This window comes from Liquorilactobacillus satsumensis (assembly GCF_964065465.1).
In the GTDB taxonomy this organism is placed as follows: Bacteria; Bacillota; Bacilli; order Lactobacillales; family Lactobacillaceae; genus Liquorilactobacillus; species Liquorilactobacillus satsumensis.
Map to the genome: position 1 here is coordinate 1973190 of NZ_OZ061606.1, position 16717 is coordinate 1989906.

Genomic DNA, 16717 nt, shown 5'->3' on the forward strand with positions numbered 1-16717 from the left:
AATGGGCAAATCTCTTTTAATTTAGTATACAGTGTCATAGCATATAAATATAAAGAAGGGTGGAGAAAATTTGTCAACTTTAGTAAATACACTCGTAGAACGGCACGCACAGCTACTTAATGCGACTTTTCAGCATCTAAATATCTCGCTGTTAGCATTATTGTTAGCTGCCATAATTGCAATGCCACTTGCCTATTGGACAGCAGATCATCAGAGAACAGCCTCCGTGCTGCTGCAGGTTGCTGGGGTCTTGCAAACGATTCCTTCGCTAGCACTCTTAGGATTATTGATTCCGTTAGTAGGAATTGGCACGGTGCCTACAATAATTGCATTAGTAATCTATGCACTTTTGCCAATCTATCAAAACACGTACATAGGACTTACAAATATTGATCCTTCATTAATTGAAGCCGCAGATGCTTTTGGAATGACACGCAGCAAAAAATTAGTTAAGGTTCAGCTGCCACTTGCTGCCCCAGCTATTCTTGGTGGAATTCGCACAGCCTTGGTGTTAATAATCGGCACAGCGACACTGGCAGCTTTGATCGGTGCAGGCGGTTTAGGCTCCTTTATTTTATTAGGAATTGACCGTAATAATGTCAACTTGATTTTAATTGGTGCACTTTCAGCCGCACTCTTAGCCATTATACTTAGCAGCTTGGTGGCTTGGCTGGCACGGCATCGTTGGCAGTGGACTGCTGGTCTAGCTGCACTTTTAATTGTCGGATTTGGCGCTAATCAACTGTTTGCAATGACACAACGTACAGAAACAGTTACCATTGCTGGTAAATTAGGCAGTGAACCTGATATTTTGATCAATATGTACAAGGAGCTAATTGAGCAAGATAATCCTAAGATTCAGGTACAATTGAAATCGAATTTTGGGAAAACTACCTTTTTGTTTAATGCTTTAAAAGCTAAAGATATTGATATCTATCCTGAATTCACAGGAACGGTGCTTGAAACACTTGTTAAAGTACCTAAAAAACAACAAAACGAAAAGCGAACACCACAACAGACTTACAGTACAGCTAAGCGGCTGCTTTTACAGCAGGATCAGTTGGCATACTTGAAGCCGATGCAGTATGAGAATACATACGCGCTTGCCGTGCCAGAAACACTGGCTAAGGAAAATCAACTTACAAAAATCTCTGATTTAACTAAGATACAAGCTAAAATAAATGCGGGTTTTACACTTGAATTTTTAGATCGCCCGGATGGTTACCGCGGGATTAAAAAGGCCTATGATTTGAGTTTTAAAACACGTTCTTTTGAACCATCGTTACGCTATGCTGCAATTCACGACGGTCGTGTTAATCTGGTGGATGCTTTTTCGACCGATTCAGAGCTAGTTCAGTACCATCTTAAGGTCTTACAAGATGACAAACATCTTTTCCCTTCATATCGGGGAGCACCTTTAATGACCCAAAAATTTGCAAAAGAACATCCTGGGATTGTAAAGAGTCTAAATAAATTAGCTGGAAAAATTTCAGCTACTCAGATGCAAAAAATGAACTATGCGGTCAATGTTGAAAAAAAGGACCCTGCTACAGTTGCACATGCGTATCTTGTTAAACACAACTTGCTAAAAAGGGGGAATTAAGATGACAAAACAGGGGGAAATAGCCATTGAATTCACCCATGTACAAAAGAAGTTTAGCGGCAAGGCAGTTATTAAGGATTTGAATCTTGCTGTTCCTGCAAATCAGATCTTCGTGCTGGTCGGTCCTTCTGGAAGCGGGAAAACAACTATTTTAAAAATGATTAATGCTCTTATTCAACCCAATGGCGGTAAGATTACCATTAATGGCAAGAAAATCACAGAGTATCGGGTACAAGATCTGCGCTGGCAGATGGGATATGTGCTGCAACAAATTGCCTTATTTCCTAATATGACAGTTGCCCAAAATATTGCAGTGATTCCTGAAATGAAAAAAATGCCTAAGAAAAAAATCAAAGAGCGCATAGAAACCTTGTTAGCGCAGGTAGATCTGCCGGCTGCTAAATATGCTGAGCGTTATCCACGTGAACTTTCAGGGGGTGAGGCTCAGCGAGTTGGGATTGTGCGTGCACTGGCAGCTGATCCACCGCTGATTTTAATGGATGAACCTTTCAGCGCGTTGGATCCACTTTCACGCACGCAATTGCAAAAATTGGTGTTAAGGTTACAGGCTCAACTGCATAAAACAGTGGTCTTTGTTACTCACGATATGAATGAAGCTTTGAAGATGGGGGATGCAATTGCTGTTGTTCATCATGGAAAGATTCAACAGGTGGGCACTCCGCGAGAAGTTCAACTGCATCCTGCAACTGAGTACGTTGCTCGCTTTTTTGCAGATACTCAAAAAAGAGATCTTTTAGGAGCAACATTAGCTGAAATAATTACAACTCAAGCTGCTCAGAAAATTGAAGCTACGCCAGCAAAACCGGTTGCTGCACAGGCAACTATTTTAGATGTCAGCGGGCAGCTTTCTATGGGAAAGGTTATTTATACTCAAGACGAACATGGTAATTACTGGGAGATTACGGCTGCAACTGTCTTGCAGTTTTTGACGCTGGAGGAAAGGAAGGATCAGATAGATGTCAGAAAAGAAAAGGTTTGACACAATTATAATTGGTGCCGGTCCAGGGGGCTTGGCAGCGGCTTATAAGCTTGCACAAAAGCAGCGTGTATTAGTGATCGAGAAGGGCCTTTGGGGCGGAACTTGTCCTAATTGCGGCTGTGACCCGAAAAAGATGTTGTATGGTGTAGTCGAGACTAAACGGCAGGCACAGCTTTTTGCCCAGACTGGGTTAGAGGGAAGTCTGGCAATCGATTGGTCCGCACTAATGGCTTTTAAAAAAAGTTACACAGATTCGATTCCTGCAGGGACAGAGCAGGGATTGGCTCATGCTGGAATTGCACACCTTCACGGAACAGCACATTTCCTTGATCTGAATACGATTGAAGTCGACCACACTAGCTATCAGGCAAGAAACATTGTGATTGCAACGGGGGCCCAACCTTTTATTCCTGAGATTCCAGGCAAAGAGTACTTGCAGACTAGCACTGACTTTCTTTCACTGGAACATCTGCCAGCCGAGATTGCTTTTATTGGAGCGGGGTATGTGGCGGTGGAATTAGCAAATATCGCTGCTCAAGCCGGCGCGAAGGTGCATCTTATTCAGCATAACAAACGAATATTACGTGGCTTTCCTGCAGAGTATGGCGAAAAAATAATTGCAGCGTTAACAGCTAAAAAGGTTACCTTCCATTGGAATTGTGAAGTTGCGAAAGTTACTAAAGAACAACATCATTTATCCATTAAAGGGACTCACGGAGAACAAATTGTAGTCGATAATGTTTTTGCAGCAACAGGACGACCAGCAGCACTCGACGATTTACAGCTAGCCCATGTTGGAATTGAAAGTGATCAGCGGGGGGTCAAAGTGAATGACCATCTCCAAACGACCAAGGCGAATGTTTACGCAATCGGGGATGCAGTTTCTAAGTCACTACCTAAATTAACACCAGTTTCTGGATTTGAAGGAAACTATGTCGCAGAGACAATTTTAGGAGCTACTGCGCCCATCAATTATCCCGTCATAGCGCACACGGTTTTTGCAGGTCCAGAATTGTCACAAGTGGGAGTTTCTCTTGCTTGGGCACAAAAACATCCTGCAGATTACAGTATTAATACGCAAGCAGTTGGGAGCTGGTATACTTATCAACGTCTGCGGGATAATGATGCACAGGTAACTACGATTGTGACTAAAAAAGCAAATCACTTAGTTGGAGCGGTTGTCTATGCTGCAAATGCGGAAGAATTAATTAATTATTTGACGGCATTAATTACGCAACAGCTCCCTGCCACAGCCTTAGCAAATTGGATGCCGGTTTATCCGAGCGCTGCTAGTGATTTAAAGTATTTATATTCATAGGAAGAGTGTGACATAAGTCGGGAAAATTTGAGTGCTAACTCGAAATTACGAACATAGCGAGTACTTTGCTATGAGTAATTCGAAGTTAGACGGAGAATTTTGACTTATGGAACACGTTTATCGGAATAAAAGCGGGGCTATGTCAAAAATTAATTTTTGACAGGCCCCGCTTAATTTTACGTTGAATACTTTTAATCTAGATTGCTTATTTCTTATTTTTGGACGGGTTGTCCACTGTAGATCTCGAAACCAGTTGAAACTGGAATGTTTTGACCTGTAATTGCATTGGAATCTTCGGAAGCTAGAAAATAGATTACTTTGGCGATTTCTTCAGGTTCTGCTAGCCGCCCAAGTGGACTGGCTGCTTCAAATTGTTTGATAACTTCCGGCGGATTAGCTTGGAACATCGGTGTATTCGTAGGACCTGGAGCAACGTTATTTACACGAATATTGTATTTACCATAATCCAGCGCCATTGCGCGGACAAGATTAACCACTGCACCCTTAGCAGCATTATAAGCAGCCATATTGTAATCACCGGTCAATCCGGAAATTGAGGCAGTGTTGACGATGGTACCCGACTTTTGTGCAATCATGTCCGGGACAAAATATTTAGCTGTTAAAAAAATTGATTTGACATCAACTGCCATAATACGATCCCAAGCGTCTTCGGCAACTTCATGCAATGCACCTTTAGTAAAGATTCCGGCATTGTTTACGAGACTGTCAACGCGGCCAAAAGCCTTTGTAGTAGCTTCCTTTAGTGCTTTAACAGATGCAGCAGAAGCTACATTGGTTTTTTGAAAGACAACCTGATTTGCAGAGTATTTTTGTGCAAGTTGTGCGGCAACTTTTTCGCCTGCTTCTTGATTAAAATCGGCCATCATAACATTCCAATTTTTCGATAAAAATAGTTTGGTGGCGCTTAGTCCCATTCCAGAAGCTGCACCAGTGATCATAACTGTTTTCATAGCAATTCCTCCATTCCAAATTACCTTAAGTGTAACATTTTTTAAGAATTAAAAGGCTGAATTTTACAGCTTTTTATCTTTATTAAGATTCATTTGTGCATAGTATTAATGCTCAAAGTTAAATAGTCCTTGAAACGCTAATACTTGGAGAAGGTCAGTGGTTTTTAATCAGTTTTGAGGGCCTGCTCAAATTCAGTTTGACGCGTGTTTAGATGAGCATAGACTTTTTGGACATCTTTAGGAGTTCCACGCAGCTCGAATAAATCAAGGAGTGGGAAACCAAAGTGAGCCGCATACTGTTTAGCCGTTAAACCAAATTGGGCATTAAAGTTACGATTACCGCTGCCAACAACACCGTAACAATTTTTATAGTTATCAAAATCTGTTAGTGTATCATATAACTCCGTTGTCAAAATTTCATTATTTCCATTATTAATACCATTCCCACCGCCTAAATAAGTTGGCACAAAGACTGCAAAGGGGCCCTGAATCTCTAAGGGTGCGCTAGCTTCGGAGACCTCATCGAGGGTCACTAGACGGTTGCGTGCATTCTGCGCATGCATTTCCTGTGCATATTTTTGCATTTTCTGTACAAATGCGCGTGTATTTCCTTCGATACTGATATATACAATGTGGAGTGTTGGTTGAGCTGATTTTTCGTTTGTCATATTAACACCTTTCATAAAAGAGCTGGTTTGTTGGGAAAAGAAGGAAACGAGTTACTTTTTAATTCAATGTGTCCGTTCAGGCTAAGTAGCGGCACTTCTACATAACGTGCTCCCAGCACCAGCCTCCTGCGCCTAACCGCAAATTACGCATAGACACAGCCCGTCTATTTTGCAATTTGATGTTAGTGCTCGAAGGCTAACGGTGCTTGTCGGCACTTCTACATAACGTGCTCCACCCCGCAGCCTCCTGTGCCTAAGCCAGCATTACGTGTAACCAAACCCAGGTTACTTTGTAATGCAGACCTAGTCTACGGATGCTGAGCGCAGGGTGTCGGCACTTCTTTCTTAACGTGCTCCCAGCACCAGCCTCCTGCGCCTAACCGCAAATTACGCATAGACAGCCCGTCTATTTTGTAATTTGTTGTTAATGCTCAAAGGCTAACGGTGCTTGTCGGCACTTCTATCATTGCATTCCCACTATATATAGTATTACTTATTTTTAAAATGCACAATCAATAGTTGCAACTAGTTTTAGGCTTAAAAATACAACAAATCTATTTTTTTTAAAATCCAGGTACCATTTAGAGTTACGTCAAAAAGTTCGCACTTTATTTTTTAAAATCTTGATTTTTGTTGATAAAGCCTAGTTTATGAGCAATTTGCTAATGATTTTTCTACGAATATTTTATAATGAAACGTGTGATGCCCGTATTATAGAGCTAACTAAATATTTTAAGTGAAACTTTGTCAGAAAGAGGGAATTAGCATGGCGCAGGACAGTAAACATTTTAAGTATCTTTTGATTGGTGGCGGTATGGCAGCTGACAAAGCTGCAGCAGGAATTCGTACTGTGGATCAAACTGGCACTTTAGGTATCATCTCTGCAGATTCTGACGCTCCTTATGCACGACCAGCACTCAGCAAAAAGCTATGGGTAGATCCAGATTTTAAAGAAACAGACACTGATTTTAAAACAGCAGCTGAGTATAAAACTGAAATCTTTTTGAATACCACAGTTACGGCAATTGATCCCCAAGCACATACTGTAACAACAGCTGATGGGACACATTTTAGCTATGATAAATTGCTACTGGCCACTGGAAGCCAAGCATTGCAGATTCCAGGTCCTGCGAGTGATTTGGCAATTGCTTTACGCTCAAAAGCAGATTATCGCAAGATCCGTGCGTTCAGCGGGCAACACAAACAAGTGTTGGTTGTCGGCAGCGGGTATGTTGGGAGTGAAATTGCAGCTGGGCTTATTCAAAACGATACACAAGTCACAATGGTAATCAGCGGTAAGCGAATTTATGAAGATCGTTTTCCAGGCTATTTAAGTGAGGCGTACCAACAAAAATACCTTGATGCTGGCATAAAAATTTTGACAACAGCATATGCTAAGAACTACGAAGTGAAAGATGGAAAGGTTGAACTCCATTTAGCAAGTGGTAAGACACTTGTAGGTGATGGCCTTGTTCTTGGTATCGGTGGCCGCTCTAATTTTAAGTTGGGGAAAGCTGCAGGTTTGGCGACTGATCACGATGGGATTATAGTTGATGAACAGTTAAAAACTTCGGCACCAGACATTTGGGCTGCTGGAGATATTATCTCATATCCGGACAAGATTCTTGGACGGCAAAGCTCAGCACATGTTAATCATGCGGTTAAGTCCGGGATGATTGCTGGTAAGTCAATGGCAGGAGCAGCAGTAACATATGATTACACACCATCTTTTTACAGCTGGGTCTTCGATATTTCTTGGGATGCACTTGGTCATATTAGTTCGCAAATGCAGATGTATGCGGAAAAACTACCGGGTAACAAGAGTGTTGTTTATTACTTTGATGAACATGGGCTTATTCAAGGGATTCTTTCTTGGAATTCTAAAGTTAGTCTGAATCATCTACGGCACTTACTTAAGAAAAAGCCCACGCTGTCACAATTACAGCAAGTTTTGCCTTTAGAAAAAGTTGAATAGCTTTTAGACTGAGAGTGTGACATAAGTCGGGAAATTTTGAGTGCTAACTCGAGATTACGAACATCGTGAGTACTTTGCTATGAGTAATTCGAAGTTAGACGGAGAATTTTGACTTATGGAACACGTTTATCCGGAATAAAAGAGGGGCTGTGACAAAGTTTAACTTTTGTCACAGCCCCAAGTTATAATAAAGTATCCAAGTTATAATAAAGTATTCAAGTTAAAGGGGAGTAGACAATGTTAGCTTGGCAAGAATCTTGGGCAGAACATAAGTATTGGGTCATGTCGCGCTCGCAGCAATTCTATAATGAAATCAGAATGATGGCAGCTAATAATGATTGGACAGAAACTAAGGAAAAAAAGTATCAAGAGTTGTTGCAACAAGCAGAGGCGCTAAAACCGACAACAGCAACTCTCACAACTGCGTATCAGCATGTCTGGGGATATTTTAAAAAATGTGCAGACAGCACTGAAAAGAAAAAATACCTTGACTATCTAAATGTGCTGACTCCTGAAAATGATCAACTTGGACCATTTTTGACAAAGCTAACTTTCAAGTATCATGTGGCATATCTTGAAAAAGCGCGCTTAATCCTGCAATTTAAAGAGGTGAAATAGATGCGCTTATGGCATCAAAGTTTGATTTCAAGTTTGCCACGCCAACAACTTTTAGGTCAGCATCGAGAAGTAGCTGCACTTCGCGGAAACGGGTGGGGACGACCACATGCAACTGTTAATTATGTGTTCCAGTATTCACCTTATAAATTATATCAGTTCCATTTAATAGTACTAAATGAGATGTTGCGCCGCGGTTATCATCCAAATCAGACATGGTTTACTGCAGAATATCGGGGAACCAGTTGCCCAGCTTACAGCCAGTTGCAAGCTGTCGCGCTGACTTCTCCCATCTACCCTGAGCATAATGCAGCTTATTTAAAAGAATGTCTAGATAATTTGGCAGCTAAGGGAATTAATTTAAAAGAAAAAGGATAGCAACATTTCTTTTAGAAAGTAATCTAAGTTGACTTTTTACAAGAATTGGCTTAGCATAACCTCAATTAAATTAATAAAAACAATGAACAGATGAGTAAAACGAGTGTTCCATTCAAGAGAACTTCTGGGTGCTGAAAAGAAGTAATGAACCTCGCTTGAAGATGGTCTGGAAGTGAGAACACCGAATAGTTAAGTGTTCATGGGTGCGCCCATTAGCGCGTAAGGGTAGGTAAAGACCCTAAGAGGGGAACAGTGTGAACTGTTCTTAAACTAAGGTGGCAACACGTCAAGAACGTCCTTATTTTTGCAATAAAGCAAAAGGAGGACGTTTTTTATTTTTTGATTACAATTTTAGGAGGAACAGCGATGACAACACAGAATGAAACAAAGGTCGGGCCATTTCGTTATGATATTGTGGGGAGTTTTTTGCGCACACCTGCGCTTAAGGATGCTTTGGCCAAAAGAAGGACAGGCAGTTTAACTGAGGACGCTTTTTTGACGATTCGGCAGGAACAGATTAAAAAGTTAGTTGAAAAAGAAGCTGCACATGGATTGAAAGCAGTAACAGATGGAGAATTCAGTCGGAGTTGGTGGCATCTAGATTTCCTATGGGGCCTGAAAGGAGTCGCAAAATACGACTATCAAAAAAGTTATCAATTTAAAGGAGCAAAGACACGAACAGATAATGCTGAACTTGCAGGCAAGGTAGCTTATAATCCAAAGCATCCCTTTTTTGATGCGTTTAAAACACTGCAAGCAGCTGTGCCTGCAGGGGTAGTGCCTAAACAGACAATCCCCTCACCCACAATGCTTTTTAGAGACAATCGCTCGGACAATTGGCCGCATTTCTACGAACAACGCAGCGCTTATTTACATGACTTGGCGACAGCTTACCGACAAACTATTTTGCATTTCTACGAATTAGGTGCGCGTTATCTTCAAATTGATGATACAACGTGGGCTTTTTTGATCAGTAAATTGAATGAATCTAAGCATCAACCCCAAGAATATGCTAAGTACGTCACACTTGCCCAAGAGTCCGTTGCTGTAATTAATGAGCTTTTGACCGGTCTGCCAGCAGATCTGACAGTCACCACACATATTTGTCGCGGTAATTTTAAATCGACCTTCTTGTTTGCAGGTGGCTATGATGTCGTTGCTAAGTATTTAGCACAATTGAATTACGACGGTTTCTTCTTAGAATATGATAATGAACGTTCCGGTGATTTTGCCCCGCTTAAGACGATCTTTAATGGACGAAAAGAAAAAAGAATTGTTTTAGGACTTGTTACTTCTAAAGATGGAACGCTTGAAGATGAACAGAGTTTGATTGCACGACTCAAAGAAGCAGCTGAATATGTTCCGCTTACGAATCTAGCACTTTCAACCCAGTGCGGATTTGCTTCGACGGAAGAAGGCAATGTGTTAACTGAAGAACAGCAATGGGCCAAGATTGACTTGGTTAAAAGAGTGGCTGACAAGGTCTGGTAAAAAAATCAGGAATTGATTAATAATAAAAGAGCGACTTTTTTCCAAACGGATGAAGTCGCTCTTTTATTATTTCAGTAATTGCTAGTGGCAGTTAAGCCTTGCTTAGATTTAGAAGGGATTTTCGCCTAAAGCATGTTGTGCTGCCAGGTTTAATAAGCTCCATTGACGGTCAAATCCAGGTTGGAAGAAGAAATCTGCTTCTGCAAGCTCTTCAAGACGAAGGTGCTGTTGAATTGCTAAAGCGATGACATTACCTTGTGCAGTAATATCGTACTTAGAAAGAACAGCTCCGCCAACAATCCGATGAGACAAGGGCTCAAAAGCTAATTTAACGAAAACTGGCACGTTTCCTTTATTTGTCGGGACATATTGTGGGCGCAGATTGTCACGATAGAAGGAAGTTTTAATATCTAAACCGACACGTTTGGCAGTAGTTTGATTTAAACCAGCGGTTGCAAAATGATAATCAAAAACACTCAATGCAGATGAACCCACGACACCCTTAAAAGGACGTGCTGGCTTTTTATCGAAAAGATGCTGCACAAGATAGCGTGCTTCACGACGAGCTACGGTTGCTAATGCAATTGGAATTTGCGCATTGGCTGCCACAGAATGTGCAAGTGTCGCATCGCCTAGAGCATATACATCGGACAAATTAGTACGCAAATATTCATCTGTTTTAATGAATCCATGATCATCTAAGGCAACAGTTCCTTTTAACCAGGCTGTGTTTGGTTTAATACCCGCGGCCTGAATCACAAGATCACTAGGATATTCACCATTTTCCGTTTTGACCGCTGCGACTTTATTCGTACCCGTAAATGCGGTAATCTTGGCATTCATGACAACATTGACACCTTGAGTTTTGAGCTCTTTTTCAAGAATTGAAGTCATTTCTGGATCAAGATAGGTTCCCAAAGGACGCGGGATTACGTCTAACAAAGTTACGTTTTTGCCAGCTTTGCGACTTGCTTCGGCAGCTTCGATTCCGATGTATCCAGCACCGATTACTGTTATGTTTTTGACAGCAGGATCTTCCAATTTTTGTTTAATGTTGGTAGCCCAGTCATAACCGCGCATTAAGTAAACATTTTCGAGATCTTTACCAGGGACGGGGAGCTCTTTTGGAACTACCCCTGAGCTTAAGATCAATTTATCATATGCGACTTCTTCTGTCTTGGCGGTGCGTGTATCTTTAACAGTGACAGTCTTGTCGTCTGCGTTAATCTTCGTTACTTCATGGTTGTTTAGAATATGCACGCCCTGCTTAGTGAATTGCTGTGGTTCAAAGTTGCGCACATCAGTTACATCAGTAACGCTATTTTCAAGATATAACTGCATCCCACAGGACATAAATGAAACGAAATCTCCTGCCTCAAACATTGTGATCTCGACATCTGTATAACGTTGTAACAATTCAAGAATTGATTGATGTCCGCCGTGTGATGCTCCGACGATTACTACCTTTGTTTTAGCCATTAAAACAACCTCCTGTAATGTTGGTTATTGAATAACTGCTAGGAACTAGTTATCCGTCCACTGTGCATTTTAGAATAATTCTAAATTACAGTCAAACAAAACACTTTTCTTTTTTAAAAATAAAATTTAATTTTTTAGCGAAAGTTGCAGAAAAAAACAACAGCACATTTTTTTGTGAAATATGGTTGACATTTATCAGTAAATGAACAATAATGTGAACACTATATAAATGAAATAAGCTGCAAGATGAGTACGTGTGGAGCTGCTGTCAGAGAGTCGTTGGTTGGTGAAAAGCGATGGGCTGGTGAAACGCTGAAGATGGTCTTGGATGGAGCTTTACTGTTAAGTTGTTTTTACAATGAGACAGTAACGGGAACTCCCGTTAAAGGGTCGAAGTATCAATTTACAATTTGTAATGGCGTACTTCTTGAGGAGTGATTTGTGAGAATTACTCAAACTAAGGTGGTAGCACGGAAAGCATTTCCGTCCTTGTTCGTAAGAACTTGGATGGGAATGCTTTTTTTTATGGGAAGGGGTAATTTATAATGGCAGGTTTTAATACGCAGTTGGTGCATGGCAAAGAAATTAAGGATAATAACACAGGGGCAGTCAATATCCCAGTCTACAATTCTTCTACTTATCAGTATCCTAAAGTTGGTGAAAATGTTAGGTGGGACTATGCACGTTCAGGCAATCCCACACGTGAATTTTTAGAAAAGCAAATTGCGCAACTTGAGCATGGAGCTTGTGGGTTTGCTTTTGCATCTGGAATGGCTGCCATTCATGCTGCCTTTGCAATTTTTAGGCCTGGAGATCATATTTTGATAGGCGACCAACTATATGGTGGTACGTATCGTTTGCTTAATCAGTACTTTAAGCTGCAAGGGATTGCATTTACGACGGTTGATACGCGGAATTTAGAGAAGGTTGAAGCAGCGATTCAAAACAATACCAAGGCGATTTATTTTGAGCCTGTTACTAATCCATTGCTGCAAGTCACAAGTGTTAGGGAGATTGCAACCATTGCCAAAAGGCATAACTTGTTAACAATTGTTGATAATACTTTTTTGACACCTTATCTGCAACGTCCATTGGAACTCGGGGCTGACCTAGTAGTACATTCTGCAACTAAGTACTTGAGCGGTCATTCTGATGTAATTGCTGGTTTAGTAGTTGCTAAGACGGCTGCATTGGGACAAAAAATTTATTTTGTACAGAATGCACTTGGAGGTGTGCTCTCACCAGAAAGTGCTAATTTGGTAAGACGTGGAATTCAAACACTCGGGGTGAGGATGGAACGTGAACAACAAAATGTGGCTGCTTTGATTGAGTTTTTACAGCAGCGCCCAGAAGTTGTGCAGCTTAATTATCCGGGCATTGCAGGGACAAAGGATCATGCAATTGCCGCACGTGAATGTCGGGGGTACGGAGGAGTTTTCTCTTTCGTACTTGATGCCAACACGGATGCAACTACTTTTGTAAATAACTTACACTTATTGAAACTGGCGGTTAGTCTAGGGGCGGTCGAAAGTCTGGTAGAACTTCCGTACGAGATGAGCCATGCAGAGCTACCGCCGCAAGAAAGAATTCAAGCAGGAATTACTCCACAATTAATTAGATGTGCAATCGGGATTGAAGATTGCGAGGACCTTATTGCCGATATTAGAGCCGCTCTGGCAGTTGCAAGAAAGAAAACGGCAGCCTCAGTTTAAATTTTGCATCATTTTTAAAAAAAAATTTTTGTAAAGCAGTGGTCTATGTGATAACTAACATTAAAGTGGAAGCACACTGCGAACTAAATGTTGTTTATTTAATAAATTGATTTCCTTTACAATCGCCGCCAAACAAGGATTTTAGGCTTGGAAAAGTTGACTTTGAGCTTAGGCTGAAGTAATCTTAGAACTGTCATAATTATGAGATATAGGTGATAAAATTAGAAACGGTATTGTTTATAATTAAAAAATGAATAAACAATTAAGGGTAAAGCTAATGCTGCTCAAAATAACCTGTTTAAGATTTTTTCAGCTAGCGACCGACAATCAATTAGATTTTGGATCAACTGAATAAGTTAGTGATTAATTTAAAAAGAATAGAGATGGAAGGAAGACAAGATGGATTTAAGTATTATGCAACAAGCAATTCCGCAATTTGTTAAGGCCTTTGAACTGACGCTTTGGCTTTCCTTTGTTGGCATATTAGGGGCTTTGCTAGTTGGAGTTTGTTGCAGTCTCTTGCAGTATTTTAAAGTGCCATTTTTAGGTAAAGTTGCTTCTGTATACGTGGAGCTTTTCCGCAATACTCCGCTATTAATCCAATTATTCTTTTTATACTATGCCTTTCCTGTAATTGGCATTAAATTGCCTGCGCAGGTTTGTGGAATTATTGGTTTGGCTTTTCTGGGTGGAAGTTATATGGCAGAAGGTTTTACAGGCGGTTTCAACGGGGTTTCACAGAGCCAATTGGATGCAGGTAAAGCAATTGGACTGAATAAGTTTCAACTTGCCCGTTACGTTGTTTTTCCACAGGGTTTTACGCTCAGTGTTCCGGCCCTGGCAGCCAATGTTATTTTTTTAATCAAGGAGACCTCAATTTTTTCAGTAATTGCAATTCCAGAATTGACAAATACCGCACTTGATTTGGTTGGGTTGTATTATCGCAGTAATGAGTATCTTTTCATGCTAGTACTTGCTTATGCAATCATTTTGATTCCGTTATCAATTATTTTAACAATCCTAGAGCGGAAAGTGAGGTATGGTTCATTTGGGAACTAATATTTTGTTTGCCGGAAATAATTTTGTCCGGTTACTTGAAGGGCTCTGGACGACAGTTTGGATTGCAATCTGTGCGCTTATTATTGGGCTAATTCTTGGGACTGGATTGGGTATTTTACGAACTTCTAAGAATCGGCCAGTGAGAATTTTGTTACGGCTTTATCTTGAGTTTTTTCGAATAGTACCCACGGTTGTGCTGCTTTTCTTATTTTATTATATTTTGCCCCGTCAGCTGAATCTTAATTTGCCGGCTGAGCAAATGGCAGTACTGGCTTTTGCCTTATGGGTAGCGGCTGAATTCAGTGATATCGTTCGGGGAGCCTTGATTTCTGTACCGCAGCACCAAAAAGAATCGGGGCTGGCACTTGGCCTAAATGGCTGGCAGTTGTTTAGGTATGTGTTATTACCGCAAGCACTTGTTTTGGAACTGCCTGCCACAATTAATCTTGCAACACGTGTTGTTAAGACCACTTCGCTTTTAATGCTTATCAGTGTGATGGATGTCATTAATATTGGACAGCAGATCATTGAGGCAAATCGACAGACATATCCAAATGGAATCTTCTGGATATATGGAATCATCTTTTTGTTTTATTTTATCGTCGATTATCCACTTTCTTTGTGGGCTCGCCGTTTAGCTGCAAAACAGCATTAATTATGGAGGAAACAGAGATGCCAGAACAAATTTTGAAGATTGATAAGTTGAATAAATATTATGGGCAGCATCAGGTACTATACGATATTAGTTTTGAGATTCAAAAAGGTGAGGTAGTAGCGCTGTTAGGTCCTTCCGGTTCAGGAAAGAGCACCTTAATTCGTTGTCTAAATGGATTGGAACAATTTCAGTCGGGTTTTTTATTTTTCGGTGGTAAACAAATTACACCACAAGAAAAGAATTGGCCGCAGCTACGGCAAAAAATTGGAATGGTCTTTCAAAGTTATGATCTTTTCCCCAATCTAAGCGTCCTTGATAATATTCTTTTGGGACCGTTAAAAGTGCAAAAACGACAACGTGCTGAAGCAACTGCTGAAGCCTTAAAATTGTTGCAGCGTGTAGGATTAGAGAAATATGCTGAGGTGTATCCGCGGCAGCTTTCGGGCGGTCAGAAACAAAGAGTTGCAATTGTTCGCGCTCTTGCCTTGCATCCTGAACTAATGCTATTTGACGAAGTGACAGCTTCGTTAGATCCCGAAATGGTTCGTGGGATTTTGGAGATTATTCGAGAGCTATCAGAGCGTGACAACATGACAATGATTATTGTTACGCATGAAATGAATTTTGCAGCACAAATTGCAGATCGAATTCTTTTTCTGGAAGAAGGACGGATTTTGGAACAAACCCCTGGAAAAGAATTTTTCCAACACGCAAAAACACAAAGAGCACGGGAATTTCTGGAAAGTATGACATTTTAATAGGTAAATTATGTCTGCTGTTTTTTTTAAGGTTATCAACGCATTAAAATATAGTAGTAACTGGATAAGGGGAGGATTTTTATGCGAAAAAAAGTTTTTTTTAGAAAATTATTTTTAGGAGTGGTGGCATCTTTGGGGCTGATATTTTTACTGGCTGGATGTGGCAATAGTTCCAGCAGTTCCAATAATCAGAGTTCTGTAAGTGCCATTAAAAAGCGTGGTGTTTTGCGGGTAGCAGTTTTTGGTGACCTTAAGCCTTATGGTTGGGTTAATCAAGATGGCAAACGCGTCGGGTATGACGTCACTTTAGCGCGACAGCTTGCCAAAGACTTGAATGTTAAGGTTAAATTTACGCAGGTGAATGCTAACAACCGGGTAGATGCTTTGAACTCCAATAAAGTTGATCTTGTTTTGGCTAACTTTACTGTGACTAGTGACCGTAAAAAAGTCGTTGATTTTGCGGAACCATATATGAAAGTTTCAGTCGGGGTAGTCTCGCCAAAAGAATCACGGATTAGTGATGTGGCTCAGTTAAAGGGGAAGACAGTGATTGTTAGCAAAGGAACAACTGCTGAGACATATTTTACAGAAAAACAAAAAGATGTTAACCTTCTGAAGTTTGATTCCAAAACACAGCAGTTCAATGCATTGAAGAACAAGCGTGGGGTTGCTTTAGCGGATGATAATTCTTATCTGTATGCTTGGGTTAAGAATCATCCAGATTATTCAGTTGGAATCAAGACTTTAGGGCCTAGTTCGGCTATTGCTCCGGCAGTTAAGAAGGGGAATAGTTCATTGTTGAATTGGACTAATAAGGATATAAAGAAATTGCGTCAAAATGGTTTCTTTGAAAAAGCATATAATTCAGATTTGAAACCATACTTTAGTTCTGAGGTAAATTCTGCAGATATTTTGATAAATAAGTAGCTGGGCTTTAGAATAAAAAGTTCAGTTCAACGGCAGGTTAATGAATAAATTACTAAATAAGCCCGGGAAGTTAAGCCAAAAACAGATAGTTTTGGCCGCATTCCTGAG

Annotated in this window: 15 protein-coding genes and 2 other annotated features; of the genes, 12 read left to right on the forward strand and 3 right to left on the reverse strand. The window is 40.6% G+C overall.

Annotation, left to right across the window (positions count from 1 at the left end; genetic code table 11):
- Positions 1-70: 70 nt before the first annotated feature.
- The 3 genes from AB3Y88_RS09085 to AB3Y88_RS09095 are packed head-to-tail and all read left to right on the forward strand — an operon-like array spanning position 71 to position 3921.
- Positions 71-1603, forward strand: coding sequence for an ABC transporter permease/substrate-binding protein (locus AB3Y88_RS09085; protein ID WP_228888280.1), 1533 nt, complete (start codon positions 71-73; stop codon positions 1601-1603).
- Between the two features lies 1 nt (position 1604).
- On the forward strand, positions 1605-2603 hold the full coding sequence (locus tag AB3Y88_RS09090; RefSeq protein ID WP_228888277.1) for an ABC transporter ATP-binding protein: 999 nt from the start codon (positions 1605-1607) through the stop codon (positions 2601-2603).
- A complete protein-coding gene (locus AB3Y88_RS09095; RefSeq protein WP_056961372.1) occupies positions 2581-3921 on the forward strand; it encodes an NAD(P)/FAD-dependent oxidoreductase in 1341 nt (446 codons plus the stop codon). The genes AB3Y88_RS09090 and AB3Y88_RS09095 overlap by 23 nt, the downstream gene beginning before the upstream one ends.
- Before the next feature lie 212 nt (positions 3922-4133).
- Here AB3Y88_RS09095 and AB3Y88_RS09100 read toward each other — a convergent pair whose 3' ends face one another.
- On the reverse strand, positions 4134-4892 hold the full coding sequence (locus AB3Y88_RS09100; protein ID WP_054757971.1) for an SDR family NAD(P)-dependent oxidoreductase: 759 nt from the start codon (positions 4890-4892) through the stop codon (positions 4134-4136).
- 164 nt (positions 4893-5056) lie between these two features.
- Positions 5057-5560: a class Ib ribonucleoside-diphosphate reductase assembly flavoprotein NrdI gene (nrdI, locus tag AB3Y88_RS09105; RefSeq protein ID WP_054757970.1), complete on the reverse strand. Its 504-nt coding sequence runs from the start codon at positions 5558-5560 to the stop codon at positions 5057-5059.
- Between the two features lie 766 nt (positions 5561-6326).
- On the opposite strand from nrdI, the gene AB3Y88_RS09110 reads away from it, so the two are divergent.
- From AB3Y88_RS09110 to AB3Y88_RS09125, 4 genes are all read left to right on the forward strand, one after another.
- Positions 6327-7535, forward strand: coding sequence for an NAD(P)/FAD-dependent oxidoreductase (locus tag AB3Y88_RS09110; RefSeq protein ID WP_228888274.1), 1209 nt, complete (start codon positions 6327-6329; stop codon positions 7533-7535).
- Positions 7536-7772: 237 nt separating this feature from the next.
- Positions 7773-8153, forward strand: a complete 381-nt coding sequence (locus AB3Y88_RS09115; protein WP_056961097.1) for a DUF1722 domain-containing protein — start codon at positions 7773-7775, stop codon at positions 8151-8153.
- The gene (locus AB3Y88_RS09120) at positions 8154-8528 is read left to right on the forward strand and encodes a TIGR02328 family protein (RefSeq protein WP_228888271.1); all 375 of its coding nucleotides are present in this window, start codon (positions 8154-8156) and stop codon (positions 8526-8528) included. It begins immediately after the preceding gene.
- A gap of 73 nt (positions 8529-8601) precedes the next feature.
- Positions 8602-8831 (forward strand) — a binding site (T-box leader).
- A gap of 63 nt (positions 8832-8894) precedes the next feature.
- Positions 8895-10019 (forward strand): vitamin B12 independent methionine synthase, encoded by a 1125-nt coding sequence (locus tag AB3Y88_RS09125; RefSeq protein ID WP_056961105.1) that lies wholly within the window; start codon positions 8895-8897, stop codon positions 10017-10019.
- 108 nt (positions 10020-10127) lie between these two features.
- Here AB3Y88_RS09125 and AB3Y88_RS09130 read toward each other — a convergent pair whose 3' ends face one another.
- Positions 10128-11498, reverse strand: coding sequence for an FAD-dependent oxidoreductase (locus AB3Y88_RS09130; protein WP_056961106.1), 1371 nt, complete (start codon positions 11496-11498; stop codon positions 10128-10130).
- Between the two features lie 229 nt (positions 11499-11727).
- Positions 11728-11992, forward strand: a binding site (T-box leader).
- A 51-nt stretch (positions 11993-12043) separates the two neighbouring features.
- Between AB3Y88_RS09130 and AB3Y88_RS09135 the strand changes: the two genes are divergently transcribed.
- The 5 genes from AB3Y88_RS09135 (at position 12044) to AB3Y88_RS09155 (ending at position 16609) form a co-directional block, all read left to right on the forward strand.
- Positions 12044-13210 (forward strand): PLP-dependent aspartate aminotransferase family protein, encoded by a 1167-nt coding sequence (locus AB3Y88_RS09135; protein ID WP_056961108.1) that lies wholly within the window; start codon positions 12044-12046, stop codon positions 13208-13210.
- A 399-nt stretch (positions 13211-13609) separates the two neighbouring features.
- Entirely contained in the window at positions 13610-14269 is a 660-nt protein-coding gene (locus AB3Y88_RS09140) for an amino acid ABC transporter permease (RefSeq protein ID WP_056961109.1), read from the forward strand.
- A complete protein-coding gene (locus tag AB3Y88_RS09145; RefSeq protein WP_228888269.1) occupies positions 14250-14924 on the forward strand; it encodes an amino acid ABC transporter permease in 675 nt (224 codons plus the stop codon). The genes AB3Y88_RS09140 and AB3Y88_RS09145 overlap by 20 nt, the downstream gene beginning before the upstream one ends.
- Before the next feature lie 17 nt (positions 14925-14941).
- Entirely contained in the window at positions 14942-15682 is a 741-nt protein-coding gene (locus AB3Y88_RS09150) for an amino acid ABC transporter ATP-binding protein (RefSeq protein WP_056961111.1), read from the forward strand.
- An 81-nt stretch (positions 15683-15763) separates the two neighbouring features.
- On the forward strand, positions 15764-16609 hold the full coding sequence (locus AB3Y88_RS09155) for a transporter substrate-binding domain-containing protein (protein WP_056961112.1): 846 nt from the start codon (positions 15764-15766) through the stop codon (positions 16607-16609).
- The last annotated feature ends 108 nt before the right edge of the window (positions 16610-16717 follow it).